Source organism: Rhizobium sp. SEMIA 4085 (assembly GCF_013004495.1).
GTDB classification, from domain to species: Bacteria; Pseudomonadota; Alphaproteobacteria; order Rhizobiales; family Rhizobiaceae; genus Rhizobium; species Rhizobium gallicum.
Genome location: NZ_JABEPH010000096.1, coordinates 1 through 17,496, shown reverse-complemented (window position 1 = coordinate 17,496; position 17,496 = coordinate 1). Strand labels below are relative to the sequence as shown.

The 17,496-nt window shown below is 59.1% G+C and carries 13 protein-coding genes and 2 pseudogenes; 3 read left to right on the top strand and 12 right to left on the bottom strand.

The window, feature by feature from the left end; genetic code table 11:
- Positions 1 to 110: 110 nt before the first annotated feature.
- The 9 genes and pseudogenes from C9413_RS12370 to C9413_RS12330 form a co-directional block, all read right to left on the bottom strand.
- A pseudogene (locus C9413_RS12370) lies at positions 111 to 909 on the bottom strand (IS5 family transposase).
- A 141-nt stretch (positions 910 to 1,050) separates the two neighbouring features.
- Positions 1,051 to 2,103, bottom strand: a complete 1,053-nt coding sequence (locus tag C9413_RS12365) for a sn-glycerol-3-phosphate import ATP-binding protein UgpC (protein WP_170250499.1) — start codon at positions 2,101 to 2,103, stop codon at positions 1,051 to 1,053.
- The gene (gene ugpE, locus C9413_RS12360; RefSeq protein WP_040115550.1) at positions 2,103 to 2,951 is read right to left on the bottom strand and encodes a sn-glycerol-3-phosphate ABC transporter permease UgpE; all 849 of its coding nucleotides are present in this window, start codon (positions 2,949 to 2,951) and stop codon (positions 2,103 to 2,105) included. Before ugpE ends, C9413_RS12365 begins: the two co-directional genes overlap by 1 nt.
- Positions 2,952 to 2,960: 9 nt before the next feature.
- Positions 2,961 to 3,842, bottom strand: a complete 882-nt coding sequence (gene ugpA / locus C9413_RS12355) for a sn-glycerol-3-phosphate ABC transporter permease UgpA (RefSeq protein WP_040115549.1) — start codon at positions 3,840 to 3,842, stop codon at positions 2,961 to 2,963.
- A gap of 66 nt (positions 3,843 to 3,908) precedes the next feature.
- Positions 3,909 to 5,219, bottom strand: a complete 1,311-nt coding sequence (ugpB, locus tag C9413_RS12350; protein WP_040115548.1) for a sn-glycerol-3-phosphate ABC transporter substrate-binding protein UgpB — start codon at positions 5,217 to 5,219, stop codon at positions 3,909 to 3,911.
- A gap of 184 nt (positions 5,220 to 5,403) precedes the next feature.
- Positions 5,404 to 6,201: an inositol monophosphatase family protein gene (locus tag C9413_RS12345; RefSeq protein WP_040115547.1), complete on the bottom strand. Its 798-nt coding sequence runs from the start codon at positions 6,199 to 6,201 to the stop codon at positions 5,404 to 5,406.
- Between the two features lie 26 nt (positions 6,202 to 6,227).
- On the bottom strand, positions 6,228 to 7,289 hold the full coding sequence (locus C9413_RS12340; protein ID WP_040115546.1) for an ABC transporter ATP-binding protein: 1,062 nt from the start codon (positions 7,287 to 7,289) through the stop codon (positions 6,228 to 6,230).
- Complete coding sequence (locus C9413_RS12335) at positions 7,286 to 9,526, bottom strand: iron ABC transporter permease (RefSeq protein ID WP_040115545.1); 2,241 nt, start codon at positions 9,524 to 9,526, stop codon at positions 7,286 to 7,288. The genes C9413_RS12340 and C9413_RS12335 overlap by 4 nt, the downstream gene beginning before the upstream one ends.
- Positions 9,527 to 9,603: 77 nt before the next feature.
- The gene (locus C9413_RS12330; protein WP_040115544.1) at positions 9,604 to 10,632 is read right to left on the bottom strand and encodes an ABC transporter substrate-binding protein; all 1,029 of its coding nucleotides are present in this window, start codon (positions 10,630 to 10,632) and stop codon (positions 9,604 to 9,606) included.
- A 184-nt stretch (positions 10,633 to 10,816) separates the two neighbouring features.
- Between C9413_RS12330 and C9413_RS12325 the strand changes: the two genes are divergently transcribed.
- Positions 10,817 to 11,824 (top strand): substrate-binding domain-containing protein, encoded by a 1,008-nt coding sequence (locus C9413_RS12325; protein WP_170250498.1) that lies wholly within the window; start codon positions 10,817 to 10,819, stop codon positions 11,822 to 11,824.
- Entirely contained in the window at positions 11,784 to 12,416 is a 633-nt protein-coding gene (locus C9413_RS12320; RefSeq protein WP_323808260.1) for an NUDIX hydrolase, read from the top strand. The genes C9413_RS12325 and C9413_RS12320 overlap by 41 nt, the downstream gene beginning before the upstream one ends.
- Positions 12,417 to 12,649: 233 nt before the next feature.
- Here the strand turns inward: C9413_RS12320 and C9413_RS12315 are convergent, their stop codons facing one another.
- Entirely contained in the window at positions 12,650 to 13,507 is an 858-nt protein-coding gene (locus C9413_RS12315) for an AraC family transcriptional regulator (RefSeq protein WP_052451796.1), read from the bottom strand.
- Between the two features lie 149 nt (positions 13,508 to 13,656).
- Here C9413_RS12315 and C9413_RS12310 point away from each other — a divergent pair, with 149 nt between their 5' ends.
- Entirely contained in the window at positions 13,657 to 14,559 is a 903-nt protein-coding gene (locus tag C9413_RS12310; RefSeq protein ID WP_040115541.1) for an EamA family transporter, read from the top strand.
- A 137-nt stretch (positions 14,560 to 14,696) separates the two neighbouring features.
- On the opposite strand, the gene C9413_RS12305 is transcribed toward C9413_RS12310, so the two are convergent.
- Together C9413_RS12305 and C9413_RS33255 are read right to left on the bottom strand one after the other, a co-directional pair.
- Positions 14,697 to 16,460 carry an adenylate/guanylate cyclase domain-containing protein gene (locus C9413_RS12305; protein ID WP_040115540.1) on the bottom strand — a complete coding sequence of 588 codons (1,764 nt, stop codon included), beginning with the start codon at positions 16,458 to 16,460 and terminating at the stop codon, positions 14,697 to 14,699.
- A 284-nt stretch (positions 16,461 to 16,744) separates the two neighbouring features.
- Positions 16,745 to 17,493, bottom strand: a pseudogene (locus tag C9413_RS33255) (pyridoxamine 5'-phosphate oxidase family protein).
- Between the last annotated feature and the right edge of the window lie 3 nt (positions 17,494 to 17,496).

Sequence of the window (17,496 nt, the reverse complement as noted above, 5' to 3'; positions counted from 1 at the left end):
TAGTCTTCGTGCTCGACCTGCGCGCCGCCATCGGCCGGACAATAGACGCTCATCTTGATCATGGTCGGGCTCCTGCCTGAACGCCTCTCCGAGCGTCCGAGAGGGGCCTTCTAGCTCACCGACTCGTAAAGCCGCAACCAGATTTTGGCTGAAGCGAGTTTGACGAGAACAAGGTAGTTTTCGCTGTGCTTCTCGAAGCGGGTGGCGACGGCACGGAAGTGCTTGAGTTTGCTGAGGAAGCGTTCGACGAGGTTGCGGTAGCGATAGAGGAAGGCGCTGAACGGCGGGCGGCGTTCGCGGCCGGGCATCGGCTTGATGTTGGCCCATACGCCGCGCGCGGCCATCTGGAGGCGCAAGGCATCACTGTCGTAGGCGCGATCGGCGAGCAGCACGCCGCCGCCGCCGAGCGTATCGAGCATGTCGGCGGCGCTCCTGCCATCGTGTGCTTGTCGGGCGTCAGCTTGAGGGCGATCGGCAGGGCGCGCATCGACCAGCGCGTGGATCTTAGTGGTCAGTCCACCGCGCGAGCGCCCCATGCATCTGTCGTCAGGCTCACGCCCCGGCGGTATCCGGCGCGCGCCCTTTTTTACCGTTGGCACCATGCTGGTGAACCCGGACCGACGAGCTGTCGATCATCTGCACATCGCCATCGTAAACCTTGATACAGCATCGAAGAGCCGGTCCCATACGCCCGCCTTGCGCCATCTGACGAAGCGGTTGTAGCAGGTCGTATACGGGCCGTAGCGCTCGGGAATTTCCGTCCACGGCGAGCCGGGTCCGAAGACGCCAGTAAATCCCATTCAGAACACGCCGGTCGTCAACCCGAGGCACCCCGCGCGGCTTGCTCGGTAGCAGCGGCTCGATCACCGACCACTCGAAATCCGTCAACTCGTAGCGAGGCTGGCTCATCAGCAGCGTACAACAGCAATTTATGAGTGCGTGACCCCAATTAGACGAGAGCCGAGATATAAGCCGCCGCACGACGCGTGACACCCCAGGTAATGACGATGTTTCCGGCCTGCAAGCGAGCTTCCTGCACCTCGGGGCGGTCTACCAAGTCATGCGTCTGCCGCCGTCGTCGAAGAGGTGAAGGCTTTCGGCAGCCGCGCAGACCGACACACCTTCGTCAATGGCGATCCGCGACCGGCCGGGAACCCGGAAGACGATCGGCTGACCGTTTGCGAGCCAAGCGTGGACATAGCTTTCCGCTCCAACGAGCTCGACGGCGCCAACCCGCGCGTCAGCCCTGAACGCATCCGCTCTGCCCTCTTGCCAAATGTGGAGGTCCTCCGGTCGGACTCCCAGCGTGACGGCACTGGCGGGGAGGGCGGTGCTGGGCGATAGCAAGAAGCCGCTGCTGTCACCGGTCCGGTCCCAAAGGGTCATGGAAGGCGAGCCGATAAAGGTTGCAACGAAGGTCGTGGCCGGCTTCTCGTAAAGCTCGATTGGTGTGCCGATCTGGTCAATCTGGCCACCGTTCAGCACTACAAGACGATCGGCCAGTGTCATCGCCTCCATCTGGTCATGGGTCACGTAGACGCTTGTTGTCGCCAGCGAACGCTGCAGGCGCTTGATCTCGACGCGCATCTGTACGCGGAGCTTGGCATCAAGATTGGAGAGCGGCTCGTCAAACAGGAAAGCGGCCGGCTCTCGCACGATGGCGCGCCCCATCGCCACACGCTGACGCTGCCCGCCCGACAACTGCCTCGGTTTGCGCTCTAAAAACGCCTCGATCTCGAGCGCGCTTGCAGCCTTTTCGATGCGGCGCTCGATTTCGTCTTTCGGTGTCTTGCGGTTCTTCAGGCCGTAAGCAAGGTTCTGCCGAACCGTCATATGCGGGTAAAGCGCGTAGTTCTGGAAGACCATGGCGATATCGCGCTCGGACGGCTCCAGGCGATTGACCACGCGATCGCCAATGGCGATTTCGCCCGACGTGATGCCTTCGAGACCGGCGATCATTCGCAGCAACGTTGATTTGCCGCAGCCTGAAGGCCCGACGAGCACGACGAACTCGCCGTCTGCGATTTCCATCGATACTCCCTTGATGGCTTCGATACCGCCGCCATAGGTCTTGCGGACATCGTTGAGATTGATCTTGGCCATTACTTTTCCGTCTCCACAAGACCTTTTACGAACCAGCGCTGCATGAGCACGACGACGAGAATGGGCGGAATGATTGCAAGGATTGCTGTCACCATCACGTAGTTCCAGGGGGTTGCCGCATCGGCGAAATCCATCATCTTTCGAAGAGCGATGATGATCGTATTCATCTTCGCGTCATTGGTGACAAGCAAAGGCCAGAGATACTGGGTCCAGCCATAGATGAAGAGGATCACGAAGAGCGCTGCGATATTCGTCTTCGACAAGGGTAGCAGTATATCGCGCATGAAGCGGAAGGGGCCGGCGCTGTCGATCCGCGCCGCCTCCAGTAATTCCCCTGGGATTGTCAGGAAAAACTGGCGGAAGAGAAATGTCGCCGTGGCAGAGGCCATCAGCGGAAGTGTCAATCCGGCATAGGTGTCGATCATGCCGAGATCGACGATCACCTTATAGGTCGGAAGGATACGAACCTCGACTGGAAGCATCAACGTGATGAAGATCATCCAGAAGAAGGCCATGCGAAACGGGAAACGGAAGAAAACGATCGCGAAAGCCGAGAGAAAGGAGATCAGAATCTTTCCGACCGCTATCAGGACCGCCACGACAAATGTGTTGAAGAGCAGGCGCTCGAGGCTCACTCCGACGACCTGTTCAACACCGCCGGAAAGTGCGGAGGTGTAGTTCTCTACGAAATGATCGCCGGGCAACAGCGAGATGGGCGGCCTGATGATCTCCGCCGACGTCATTGTCGAGGCGACGAACGTGTAATAGATCGGGAACGCGACGATGATGATGCCGACAATCAGCATCAGATGGCCGATAAGATTGGCGAGGGGGCGTTTTTCGATCATTGCCGCATCTCACGCATAGTGCACGCGCTTCTCGACGAAGCGGAACTGAAACGCGGTCAGCGCAATGACGATGATCATCAAGATGACGGATTGAGCGGCCGACGAGCCAAGATTGAGGTTCACGAAGCCGTCATTATAGACCTTGTAGACGAGCGTTTCGGTGGCCTTGGCGGGGCCGCCGCCGGTGACTGCATGGATGATGCCGAAGGTATCGAAGAAGGCGTAGACGGTGTTGACGACGAGCAGGAAGAAGGTCGTCGGTGCCAAAAGCGGGAAAACGATCGTCCAGAAACGTCGGTTGCCGCGCGCTCCGTCGATTGCCGCAGCCTCGATCAGCGATTTCGGAATGGCTTGCAGGCCGGCGACGAAGAACAGGAAGTTGTAGCTGATCTGCTTCCACGCAGCCGCCACGACAACAAGCATCATTGCTTGATCGCCGTTGAGCAGCGGATCCCACATGAAGCCGTTACGCCGCAGAAGATAGGCAAACGTGCCCATTGCAGGATTGAACATGAAAAGCCAGAGCATGCCGGCCACGGCGGGCGCGACCGCATAAGGCCAAATCAGCAGCGTTCGGTAAAAGGTCTGACCACGCACGACTTTATCTGCGGCAGTCGCGAGCGCCAATGCCACGACCATCGAAAGCAATGCCGTCAGTAGGCTGAAGACGATCGTGACCTGCAGAGAATGCAGATAGTTGGGGTCCGCAAAGACGTCGCGGAAATTTGCAAGGCCGACGAAGCCGCTCTTCAAGCCGAAGGGATCCTCGCGCTGTACCGACTGGTAGAGGGCCTGGCTTGCCGGCCAGAAAAAGAAAACAACGGTCAGGATAATTTGCGGAGCAACCAGGAAATAGGGAAGCATCTTGTTTGGAAAAACAACGCGCTGCACGGAGAACTCCTTGACATGAAGAACCGCCCGCGGCCTGTGGGCCGCGGGCGCAAGTCATTTCGACGACTACTGGCTAACGGCCTGCTTGATAGCAGCGTTGCCGCGTTCGACAGCCTTGTCGAGTGCCGTTTTTGCATCCTGTTTTCCCGCAAGCATGGCCTCGAATTCCTCATTCATGATGTCGCGGACCTGCGGCAAGTTCGGGAGGCGCACCCCCTTGGAGTTTTCCGTCGGTGCCTTGCCCATCATCTGCAGGATTGGCGTTTGCCGCCCCGGGTTCTTGTCGTAGAAACCCGACTTCTTCGTTTCCTCATAAGCGGCCATCGTGACCGGCATGTAGCCGGAAACCTGATGCAGCCGCGCCTGGACGTTTGTCTGCGACAGGAAGTGGAAGAACTCGGCGATGCCCTTGTATTCAGCATCGCTCTTACCCGCAAAAACCCAGAGACTGGCCCCGCCGGGAATCGTGTTCTGTGGCCGACCTTCGCCTTCATAATAAGGCAATTGTCCGATGCCGTAGTTCATGCCGGATTTGACGATATCGCCGAGGCCGCCTGACGATTCCGTCATGATGCCGCATTCACCGGAAGTGAAGAGCTGTTTGGCTTCCGAGGTGCGCCCGCCATAGCGGAACGTGTCATCCTTGGCGAGGTCGGCGATCGCCTGAAAATGCTGAACGAAAAGCGGGCTGTTGAAGGCGAGCGTCACCTCGGTTCCGCCAAGGCCGTTTTCGTTTGAACCGTAGGATACGTTGTTCCAGGCTGCGAAGTTCTCTGTCTGGATCCAGGTGAGCCAGGTGGAGGTCAAGCCGCAGGATGATGCGCCACTCGCTTTGATCTTTTTGGCGGCCTCAAACACCTCCGGCCACGTTTTCGGTGGAGTTTCTGGATCCAGGCCGGCTTTCTTGAAGGTATCCTTGTTGTAGTAGAGGATCGGCGAGGAAGAATTGTAAGGAAAGGACAGCATCGTGCCATCCGGCTTCGAATAATAGGCGACGATACCTGGCAGATATTCCGACTTGTCGAAGCTGTAGCCGCCCTTTTCGAGCACCTCGGCGGCGGGCATGATTGCGCCTTCAGCCCCCATCATAACGCCGCTACCGGCGTCGAACACCTGAAGAATAGCGGGCGGCTGCTTGGCACGGAACGCGGCGATGCCGGCATTTAGGGTTTCGGGGTAGCTGCCCTTGAAGACCGGAACGATCTTATAGTCCGCCTGGCTTGCGTTGAATTCCTTTGAAATCTGTTCGACGACTTCGTTGTTTGCGCCGGCCATGGCGTGCCACCACTGCAGCTCAGTGAGTGCAAACGCTTGCGGTGCCGCGCCAAGCGAAACGGCGATAGCCGCTGTCGATAAGAGAACTGTACGAATGGACATTAGTTCCTCCCTGTTTGTTGGGTGAAGCCGGCAAGCCGGCATCCAAATATTCCAAGGACAATCCTCCTCGATTGCCCATGGAAATCCTGTTCAACGGCAATCCCGAAAGACGAAATGCCGGTACCGCTTAAGGAGCGATCGACGCAAGTTGGCGCCGGCTCTTGCCCTGACCAGCATCTGTCTTTCATAAGCCTGCCACCTGTCGCAGATCCTTGATAGCTCCGGGGGCGGCGGCAAGCACCGGCGCCCCTTTCGTCAGCCCTTCGCCCTCCGTGGGGAAGGATTGATACCAGCCGCCGGCTTCCTTCACCAGACAATAGCCTGCCAGGCAGTCCCAGGCGTGCATGTAAGGTTCGTAATAGCCGACCAGACGGCCAGCCGCGACATAGGCGAGCATCAGGGCGCCCGAGCCGTTTCGGATAAAGTTGCCGCCCGCAGCGAGCAGGCTTTCAACCATCTTGCCCACGAAAGCTGGCGTTACGTAGTTGTTCGAACCGATGCCCGTTACGCTGTTGCGGATGGTGCGCGTGGGATCGAGCCGAAGCGTCTTGCCGTTCAATGTTGCGCCAAGCCCCAGTGCAGCCGCATAAAGCTCGTCGTGGCACGGAGCGCAGATAACACCCACGACAGGAACGCCTTCATGCAACAAGGCAATCGAAATGCACCAGTTCGGCATGCCGTTGATAAAGGGGCTGGTGCCATCGATTGGATCGACGACCCAAGTGAAGCCCGACGTGCCGGCTTCGAGCCCATATTCTTCACCGAGTACGCCGTCGTCTGGATAGGCTTCGTTGAAGCGTCCGCGGATCAGATTTTCGACCTCCCGGTCGGCGATCGAAACGACATCTTGCGGATCGCGCTTGGTTTCAATCACCAGCGTCTCGCGGCGCTTGAAGTAATCAAGCGCCATAGCGCCCCCTTCGCGGGCTACGGCTTCGGCAAGCGCGAGCCGGGCTTCGAGATTTGATGCATGCGATGTCATGAAATCTTCCCTTGATGAAACGCGGCTCAGCCGCCGATGATGGCAATCCCGCGATCCTTGAAGCTGATCTCAACCTCCGTCAAAGGCTGAAGTGCTCTTTCGACCGCAGGATCGACGACGAAAAGCGTGCCGTTGCTCGTTTTCACTTCGTATTCCACGCGGTCGCCGAGATAGGCTGCATGCGTGATCTGTCCGTTGAAGGCGCCGCCGTTTCGCGCCGACAGCGTAATGGCGTTCGGGCGCACCGCGAGCTGAGCCGGTCCGGGGCGGACATTGCGGCCGGGGACGCGATGCAAGTGACCTTCGACGTTGATCGTGGCTTCTCCGCCTTCGGTGCCAACAACATCACAGGCCACGACATTTGCCTCGCCCATGAAATCTGCGATGAATGCCGATACCGGCTGATCGTAGAGGTCGCGCGGCGCGCCCTTCTGGGCGACTTCACCGTCCTTCATGACGATGATCTGGTCGGAGACGGCAAGCGCCTCGTCCTGGTCGTGGGTAACGTAGACGGCGGTGAAGCCGAGCCGCTGCTGCAAATCGCGGATCTCCGTTCTCACCCGGCGGCGAAGCCGGGCATCGAGGTTCGACAGCGGCTCGTCGAGGAGCAGCACCTGCGGTTCGAGCACCAGCGCGCGGGCAACGGCAACACGCTGCTGCTGACCTCCGGAGAGTTCGGCAGGCAGGCGCTGGCCCATCCCGGAAAGACCGACGAGCGTCAGACCGTCTTCGGCGCGCTCGCGGGCCTCCTTGCGCTTCAACCCCGAGGATTCGAGGCCATAAGCGACGTTGTCGAGTGCCGTCATGTGCGGAAAGAGCGCATAGGACTGGAAAACCATCGAGACATCGCGCTCATTGGCCGGAAGCATCGTCACATCCTTGCCGCCGATAAGGATGCGGCCCGCCGAAGGAAGTTCAAGACCTGCCAGCATGCGCAGCGTCGTCGTCTTTCCGCAACCCGAAGGACCGAGCAGCGTTACCAGCGTGCCGGGCTCGATTGTCAGCGACAGGTCGGATATGGCGGTGAAGGCGCCGAAGGTCTTGCGGACGTTCTCGAAGACGACGGAACCGGGTTTGTTGACGCTCATGCGGTTTTCTCCTGGCCAATCGGGCCGGCAGCGATGGCGGTCGGGACGGCAAGACCAACGCGGCTTTCGCGTCGAAGCCGCCGTTCGCCGACCATAAACTGGAATCCTGCGATGACGGCGACCATGACGACGATCAACGCCGAAGAATAGGCAATGGCCACGCCGTATTCACCGTTTTCGACGAGGCCGACGATATAGGATGTCGCCATGTTGTACTGAGCGCTGACGAGGAAAACGACGGCGCTGATCGAGGTGATCGCGCGCACGAAGGAATAGACGAGCGCTGCGGTAATGGCTGGCCGCAGCAACGGCAGGATGATCTTGCGGATCGTGCGAAAACTGTCGGCGCCCAGCGTCAGCGAGGCTTCATCGAGGCTCTTGTCCAACTGGCTCATGGCCGCCACGCCACCGCGTACGCCAACCGGCATGTTGCGGAAAACGAAGCACGCGACGAGGATCAGCGCCGTGCCGGTCATTTCGAGCGGCGGCAAGTTGAAGGCCATGATGTAGCTGATACCGATGACGGTGCCGGGGATTGCAAAGCTCATCATCAGCGCGAATTCGAAAAGATTCCGCCCGGCAAATCTCTGCCGCACGATGAGATAGGCGGTCAAAAGGCCGACCGCAGCGGTGAGCGGGGCGGAGATCAGAGCAATTTCCATTGTTGTCCAGAACGAATTCCAGGCAACCCCAGTCCATGCCAGGCCGCCGTCATCCCGCAACCCGATCGAGAAGGCGCGGATGTAGTGTTGAAATGTCAGCGTGTTGTCGAGGCCCCAGGTGCGCACAAACCCGCCGAAAAGGATCATCGCATAGACGACGATCGTAAAGATCATCCAGGGGATGACGATTGCATGGACGGCGATCGAAAGGCCATGCGGCAGCGCGATGTGTCGGCCCGAATCGCCCTTGCCGGTCACCGTCGCGAAATTCTTGCCCGACAGCCAGAAGCGCTGGGCCAGGAACGCCGAAAGCGTGAAGCACAGCAGGACCAGGGCAAGGACTGCGGCGCGCGACGGGTCGTTTTGCGAGCCGACGACGGCAAAGAAGATTTCGGTCGACAGCACGCCATGGCTGCCGCCGAGTACGAGTGGATTGCCGAAATCGGCCATGCTCTCGATGAATCCGATCAAGAACGCATTCGCCAGGCCCGGCTTCATCAGCGGCAGCGAGATACGCCAGAAGGTACGCCAACGATCGGCGCGCAGCGTCTGTGATGCCTCTTCCATCGATGGGCTGACGCCCTCAACGACGCCGATGAGAACCAGGAAGGAGATCGGCGTGAAGGAGAGCACCTGGGCAATCCAGATGCCGGTCAGGCCATAGAGCCAGCGGCCGGGTTCAAGGCCGAGCAAGGAGGAGACGAACTGCGTCGCAACGCCGGAGCGGCCGAAAAGCAAGGTCAGTGCAAGGCCGACGACGAAGGGCGGCGTGATGATCGGCAGGATCGTCAGCAGCCGCAGGCCCTTCTTGAACGGAAAGCGTGTGCGGGTTGTGACGAGGGCAAAGCAAAGCCCGAGTGTCGTTGAGCCTGCCGCCGTCATGATTGCAAGCCACAAAGTGCGCCAGGCGACACCGCAGTGCCCTGCGCCGGCGATGCAGCCGAGGCTCCAGAGGGACGGATCCTGAATATTGCTGATGAAGCCGTCCGGATTGAAGGAGCCGTCGAAATCCTGGAACGCGCCGACGAACATGCTGCCGATCGGATAGAAGACGAAAACTGTGACGAGCAGCACGAGCATGGCGATGGCGCCGGCGACGAAGGCGTCACCCTTCAGGATGCCGCGCTCGGCGAGGCCAAAGGCGAAGAGCAGCACGAAAACGAGGCCGATAACAACCGCTCCGGCCCCCATGGAGGGTTGGCCGACCGGCAATGCGCCAAAGAGGCTTTCGCTGACCGTCCAGGTCCAACCGGAAAAGCCGATCGCAAGCCCCTGAAGCGCCAGAACGAAAAGGCCGAGGCCACCAGCCCAGGAAAGCAGTGTGCCACGTTGCGCCGGATCGGAAAGGAAGCGCGCGACGCCCCCAAGCAAGACAAGCAAGGCGGCGATCGCGAGCCACCATCGGCCGTGCTGGACGATCTGGAGCATGCCGGGCGCCGTGGAGGCCTCACCCGGAAAAGCCGACAGCCAGCCAAGTCCGAAGAAGCCGCCTTCGATCCGATACCACGGGAGCAGCATCAGAGCGGCAACAGCAAAGACGAGGGCGATATCCAGCCGGCGATTGTGGTTCTTCATGACGTCCGCTCCAGGCTCGGCCGCATCGACTTGACAGCCGGCGGCTTGCGCCAGCCGGCGTCGCCCCTATCAAGGCTTCAGTTTGCCTTCGCGCCGATTTCCTTGTCCCAACGCGAAAGCAATGCCTTGCGCTTGTCCGGCTCGCCGTAGGTCTTGAAGTCGTAGTCGATCAGCTTGATGTCCTCGAACTTCGGCGATTCCTTCGGCACCGTCGCCGACTTGTTGGACGGCAGCTGGAAGGACTTCGCATCCTTCATGTGTGTTTGAACGTCCGCAGACAGTGCCCAGTCGTACCATTTTTTGGCGTTATCGAGGTTCTTGGCGCCCTTGATGATCGACATGGAGCCGACTTCGTAGCCGGTCCCCTCGCAAGGAGCGACCGATTTGACCGGGAAGCCCTCGACTGTCTGGGCAACCGCATCGTGCATGAACACCACGCCGATCGTCGCTTCGCCGCGAGCGGCTGCCTTGACCGGCGCCGAGCCGGACTTGGTATATTGCGAGATGTTGGCGTTGAGCTTGCCGAGATATTCGAACGCCTTGTCTTCACCCATGATCTGGACGAGCGTCGCAAGGGCGGTATAGGCGGTGCCTGACGAATTGGGATTTGCGATCTGGATTTCACCCTTGTAGGACGGATCCAGGAGATCTGCCCAGCATTTTGGTTCTTTCAGTCCCTTCTTCTGCAGCACGTCAGTGTTATAGCCCCAGCCGAGCGCGCCAGCATAAACGCCTACCGTCCGGAAGTTGGCGCTTTCTGCCTGCTTCTTTGCCCAGTCCTGAAGCTGGTCGAGCAGTGGCGACTTGTATTCCTGTGTCAGCCCTTCGCTTGCGGCCTGGAGGTGCGGATCGCCCGTGCCCGCCCACCAGATGTCGGTTTTGGGGTTACGCGCCTCGGCGCGGATTTTCGCATAGGTTTCGCCGGACGACAGCCGAACCATATTCACTCTAACATCCGTTCCCTTTTCAAAACGGTCCTTCATCATCTCGCAAATGACGACATCTGCGGAGCAGATGAGATTGAGGTCCCCGGCGGCGTGGGCCGAATAGGCGCCAAAAGTCACACTCGCGGCGAGCGCTGCCGCGGCAATTTTTACCGAACCCATTATTTCCTCCTGAGTATCGCGACGCCTCCACGCCGTTCGCTCTTTGCAAGCGTGTGCAAATGGTGCATGAGACATCAAAGGCTGTCAATTGCATTCTTCAACGACTGGCATCATTATCCGCTGCAGGATAGCTTGCACGCCATTGCAAAGCATAGCAAAATCCCATCAGGGGATGGGAGGAGCTGTGTCGTCCAAGATTTTTGTCAGCGCTGACGAAGTCGCCAAAAGAGCAGGGGTGTCGCGCTCGGCTGTTTCGCGGGCTTTCACGCCCGGCGCGAGCGTATCGGCTGAAACAAGGCGCAAGGTAATGGAAGCCGCCGACGCGCTCGGCTATCACGTCAACCATCTGGCGCGCGGATTGATGCGCAACGAAAGCGGCATCGTCTGTCTGATCGCTTCAGAGGTCGCCACACCCTATCGCTCGGCGCTGCTGCGGGAATTGACTCAGCAGCTGCAGAGCGTCGGCAAGGTTGCGATGCTCGTGAACACGGACAGGTCGGACGGGAGTGTAGATCGGGCTTTGAGCCAAGCCATTCGGTACCGTGCCGATGCTTCAATCATTCTGTCCGGTTTGCCGGATAAGTCGATTACGCAGCTTTGCCTGAGAAACGGACAAAGGCTCGTCCTGATTAATCGCGACGATGATCAGCCTGGTCCGCTTCGCATCAACCTTGATGATCATGAAGCAGCGGGACGAGTGGTAACAGCCTTTCTTCGCGCCGGCTGCCGCAGGCTTGCGTTCGCGAACTCCGAAGCAGGCACGCCTAGCCTCATGGCGGGCGAACACGGTTTCGTTGCCGCTGCCAAAACCTTCGGCTTGGACATCATGGTTGAGCGTTACGGCTGGACGGGCTACGAGGCTGGCCAAATCCTGGCGCAGCGCATGTTGACCAGAAAGGACCGCCCGGACGCCGTATTTTGCGCCACTGATCTTCTTGCCTGTGGTTTCATGGACGCAGCTCGCCATCAGTTTTCCGTGGCGATTCCAGATCAGCTTTGCATTGTCGGATTTGATGATATCGAGCAGGCGTCCTGGTCTTCCTACCAGTTGACGACGTTCGCGCAACCCGTACAGGCGATTGCCAGGCAAGCTGTCGCTTGGCTTGGAAAAGATGCCGAAAGTCGGTCTGAAAGCCAGTCCCTGAGGTTGCATGCCGAACTGGTTTGGCGCGGATCGGTCAGAGGAGCCTGAAAGTAATTCGCATGGGGAACAGAATGGGCACCAAGGCGATTTAATCGAGCACCGCCACCGCACAGCCATGAGGACCAGCGTTATCAGCCCGCAAAAGAAAATGGCTGGCAAGAAGAGCCGCACATTTCTTGGAAAACTGGCAGAGCATTACGATGCGCTGTCTCAGCCTTGTTATGAGCAATGTGCGGCGCTTTGTTATCGGCCAGCCCCCGACGGCTTTCAGGTTCTGGTCGTGACATCGCGCGAAAGTGGCCGATGGATCATACCGAAAGGCTGGCCGATTGAAGGAAAGAAGGATTACCAAGCCGCCGCGCAGGAAGCGCTTGAGGAGGCCGGTATTCGCGGCAAGGTGAAAAAGAAACCATTCGGCTATTTCACCTACCTGAAGAAGCTGGATACCGGTAGGCAGGTGCCCTGCATCGTTCAAGTGCACTTGCTGAAGGTCGACGGGACGGAGGCGGATTTTCGCGAGAACGGTCAACGAAGGCGGGAGTGGGTCTCCTGCTATGAGGCCGCAAGGCGTGTGCAGGAGCCGGAGCTGAAGGGACTTTTGCTGACGCTTGCGCGCAAAAGAGACGGTCAGCGGAATTGATTGATGCAGAAGCCGCGGCGTGCGGCGGCGCGGCTTTTTTTGAACACTGCCGGAAATTTCCACCCAACCGCCTTCGAATGGTAATTCCGGTCTTCCTCCAAGGCTCATGCAGCCGAAATTCGACAGGCGGACCGACAACCGCAACGTTTGCCGCAGCCAGACCCGCAGCGCCGACGAAGTTCCGGCGATTTTGCAGCATCGTTGGCCTGTCGACAGGACACCTTTGCGTGCCGTCAGACGCGGATAGCGGACGGACTCGTGCCGAATTTCGCCTTGAAGCTGGCGGCGAAATGCGCCGGTGTAGAGAATCCGCAGGCGGCTGCGACTTCGGTGATACTGACCTTGCCGGCTCGGACGATTTCGTAAGCCACCGCAAGCCGCCGCTCATGCACGAAACGGTGTGGCGTCTGGCCCGTGGTCAGTTTGAACATACGGGCGAAATGATAGGAGCTGAGGCCTGCCTCCGCGGCAAGTCGGTCGAGGCTGAGGTCGCCGGCGAGATCGGCATCGATCAATTGTATAATGCGTTTCAAAACGTGGGGTGAAAGCCCGCCCTGGAGGACAAGGCTGCTGGACCGGACCGGACCGTTCTTGCGCAGCACTTCGAGTAAGATGAGATCAGCCGCCTGGGCAAGCAAAAGGCGATTGGCGCTTTCCGACCAGTCGTTCGGCAGGATCGCCCCGTTGATGATGTCCGCAATGAAGCCGTCCGAAAAGAAACTCAGGTCGGGAAGCGTCAACGTCCGGCTGTCGCGATCGAAGACCTCGCCGGCCAGCCGTTGGAACCGGCCCTGAGAGATGTAGATGTGACAGAAATAGACGTCGCGGAGTACATGCCAGGCGCTGTCACCATCTGCCGGCAGCAGACAGAGCGCTCCGGACGAGCCTATCCCCATCTGTCCGCCGTCCATGCGGCGCACGGTACCATCGAGATAAAGGCTGACGGTGTGATGCCCGGGATCGCGATATGAAAGGCGGCTGTTGGCGAAGTTTCGCCATTGCGCAATCGTCAGGCCACCGCCGAGATCAACCTGTCGCAGCAGCTTGGCGCCTACACCTTCCAAAGCGGATGAAATCGATCCCGTTTGCATGCTTTCTCATAAGGCCGCGGCGGCATCTCCTGCAACTGGGTGCTGCCGAAGACCGCAAGATTTCGATAGTCACGCAAGTCTATGATAGCGGAAGGTGGTGCAGCGCCATAGAAGACGCCGTTCAATGCCTCCGACAGGAAAGACAGTTCATGGCGCCGCTTCTCTTCGTTCTCACCGTCCTTATCTGGGGCACCACGTGGTATGCGATCAAGCTTCAGGTCGGCATCGTGCCCGCGGAGGTTTCGATCCTCTATCGTTTCGCGCTGGCAGCCATTCTGCTGCTTGGATTGCTGGCGCTGCGCCGGCGCCTGCCGCCACCGCCATCGAAGCATTGGCTGACGGTCGGCGCTCAGGGCCTTTGTCTGTTCTGCTGCAATTTTCTCTGCTTCTATTATGCCGCCGGCATGCTGCCGAGCGGCATCGTCTCAGTCGTTTTTGCAATGGCAACACTATTTAACGCGGCGAACGGCTGGCTCCTTCATGGAAATCGCCCAAGCGCCCGCGTGATGCTGGCGGGCGCCGTTGGACTCGTCGGCCTGGTGCTTCTTTTTGCAGATGAGATACGCGCGCTTGACACCACGCCTGAGGGCGGACTTGGGCTTTTGCTGGCACTTACAGGCACCTATTGCTTCTCGCTCGGCAATTTCCTCTCCGCTCGCCATCAAAGGCTGGGACTCGATCTCCCGTCGACGACGGCCTATGCGATGGTCTGCGGCGTGGCGGCGCTGGGCGCCATAGTGCTTGTCCGCGGCCTGCCTCTCACGTTCGATCCATCGCCGGTCTATGCGGGCGCGCTGCTCTATCTTGCGATCCCGGGAAGCGTCGTCGGCTTCCTCGCCTATCTGGCGCTCGTTGGCCGATGGGGCCCGGCGCGCGCCTCCTATGCGACGGTGCTGTTTCCGCTCGTCGCCTTAACGGTCTCGACACTTTTTGAAGGCTACGCTTGGAGCGCCGAGGCTGTGCTCGGTCTTGCTTTAGCGCTCGGCGGCAACCTGATTATGTTCGGAAAGCCCATCAGGCTGCACCGGATCGCCCAAGCAAGGCAGACATGAGCGATGGGGAATTTTTAAGGTGAGGAAGGCAATTTTGATTGTCGTCGCCGGGATCTCCTTGATCTATGCCCACAGGGCCGGGCGATGTCGCATCTCGATCAAGCGCCAGTCAGTCGCGCAGCAGTAAAATCGCCAATTCAAATTGCCTTTGGTCGCGCGGCGTGGTGGCTTTCTTCCGCCTTGACGAGGCCTTCGCGAAGGTGTTGGGCATCGGATTCCTGAGCGTAGTGCATCGTTGCAAGAAAAGCGTCGATGTCAAATTGTGGGGCAAGTACCCTAACTTTTTCCAGATGACCTGCCGCGGCGATCTCATCACCAAGCCAACCGTAGCATGCGGCGACAAACGCGTGCTGGACGTAGTCCATGACTGACAGATGCATGAATGCTTCGATCGCCTCGCCGTACTGATGGGCAGCAAAATGCGATTTCCCAAGATGGCTCCAAAACCGCTCGGGGTGATGGGGATTGAGCCGCATTGCCCGACGGATCCATTCCAGCCCCTCTTCAGGTCGCCCTAGCCACGTCAACAGCTCTCCTTGCTGAACCACGACCAGGTCGTAATTAGGATTGAGGGAAAGGGCGCGCTCCTGGTGATACCGCGCTGTGGTGAGGGCATTGTTGTTTACATTCACCGCAGCCAAAATTCGATGGACGTCGGCGTCGTTGTCATCCAGCGCCAGCGCCCGATCCAACGCGGCAACGATCTCATTCCACACGGCATCCTTGTCTTCGCACCAGCCGTTGACCCAAGCTTGGCCCAGAATGCATGCGCGCCACGCATGGGCGTGGGCATAACCCGCGTCAAGCTTGACCGCACGGTCTATGAGCAGCTGCGCCTGTCGGTTGTCCTGCGGTGTGCTTCTGTGGTGCAGTACCTTGGCGGCGAGCGCGCACTCGTATGCGGCCATATTGGCCGGTTTTGTTCGCCCGAGCCGGTCGCGCTGGGCTGCTTCGACGCGACCAGGTAAAGTGGCCACTATCGCTCCGGTTACCTCGTCCTGTATCGCGAATATGTCGTCAAGCTTCCTATCGTATTTGTCTGCCCAAATATGAGCATCGTTGACTGCGTCGATGAGCTGGACGGTCACCCGCACCCTGTCGCCAATCTTGCGGACGCTTCCCTCCACCAAGTACTGCGCCCCGAGCTTTTCGGCGACTTCCCGTACGTTTACGGCGTGGTTTTTATAGACAAAGCTCGAATTTCGCGAAATGACGAACAGTTCGTGACGGCGGGATAGTTCAGTAATGATGTCCTCTGTCAGGCCGTCGGCGAAGAATTCCTGATCGGGGTCGCCGCTCATGTTGATGAATGGCAGCACAACGATCGAAGGTTTCGCGACAGATCGTTTCGCATCCAGGTCATCCGTTTGACCGGGCAGGGCGGCCACTTCGAGCCCGACACGAAAGAGATGAACCGGTCGGCTTATATTCTTGAGCGTCTTCTCTCCCAAATCCTCGATCGTGACTTCAAGCCGGTCGACTATTTGTGTCGCCACTGCCGCCGTGATGCAGACGCCGCCGACGTCGGCCAACTGCTCGATGCGGGAAGCAATATTCACACCGTCGCCGAAAATATCCTGATCGTCAAAAATAATGTCGCCGAGATTGATCCCGATCCTGAATTCGATCCGCCGATCCTGCGGCACGTCCGAATTGCGCCGCTTCATGCGCTGCTGTATCTCCACGGCGCACTTCACTGCATCGGAGACACTTAGGAATTCGACAAGCATGCCGTCCCCCGTCGTCTTGATGATGCGACCCTTGTTTTTGGCAATCGCGGGGTCCATCAACTCAATTCGGTGGGTTTTCAGGCGGGCAAGCGTGCCTGCTTCATCGATCTCCATCAGCCGGCTGTAGCCTGCCATGTCGGCTGCCATGATCGCGGCTAGTCTCTGTTCCATGTCATCTGCCAAACAAGAGTGACGCACTTTCGCGAGAATCGCCAACCTGGAGTGCGATCACCTCCCGCTTAGGGCGCCTGATATTCGATTTTACCGCACTGCTGGGAAATGGCCATCTAAATTAGCATATGCTTATTATGTAGATGCTGATGCTGATAAAGATGAAGGTGGGGTGGCAATCCGCAATGCCGCTCGCGCGCCCTCGGCGACGGCTCCCCTGTGCTGGTGCAAAGTGCGAAGGGTGACCATTCGCCAACATCGTAGCGGAGCGGCAAGGCGTCGGGCTACCAGAATACGGCGCGACGAAAACGAAAGTAGCGCTCGGCCCATCCGCCGGTCGAAGAGTCAAAAAAAGCAAGCCCGGCGTAAGGGTTGAGCCATGATATTGCCAAATGTGTTGAAGAAGCGGTTGCCCGGGAAATCGGAAACCGTCAACCACCCGTCTTCGCCGATAGGGACAAGCCGGAACGACCTGCGCGATGCGAGACATTCACCTGTCGAAACTCCCGAACGTCTAGGTAGCGACGAAAAAAGTATCCGGCTACTCCACCAGTGCGCGGGCAGCACCGTCAAGCGCAAAACTTTCATCCGGGGCACGAAAGAGGATCGCGCCGGACGAACCGGACCTGCCGAAGCTGGATATATTTCGGGCAGTTGTCGAAGCTCTGATCGACCAAAACTTCGAACCTGCCCGCATGCCGTTCAAAAGGTTGCGGCGGCGCGTGCCGAGATCGATACCAAAAAGGGCGACAAGGAGCCGTGGTCCATGCCGGTTTCGGCAGGATCGGCAAACTCCCTTTCCAGCTCGACGCAGAGCCTGCCGGAATCCAGGACATGGAGAAAGCCCGGCTACCGGAATGAAGAGTGGCCCAGACGTCGCCGTCTCGGTCCACTGCCCCCAAAACCACCATCGGTAGCAGCGGAAAGAAATCCTGTGCTGGTCGACCAGACGATCGCGCACGACGCGGCGCCCGACCTCATCCATTCGTGCTTCGACGCCGAGCCGCGTCTGGTGAGCGATTTCGCCGATGATGCC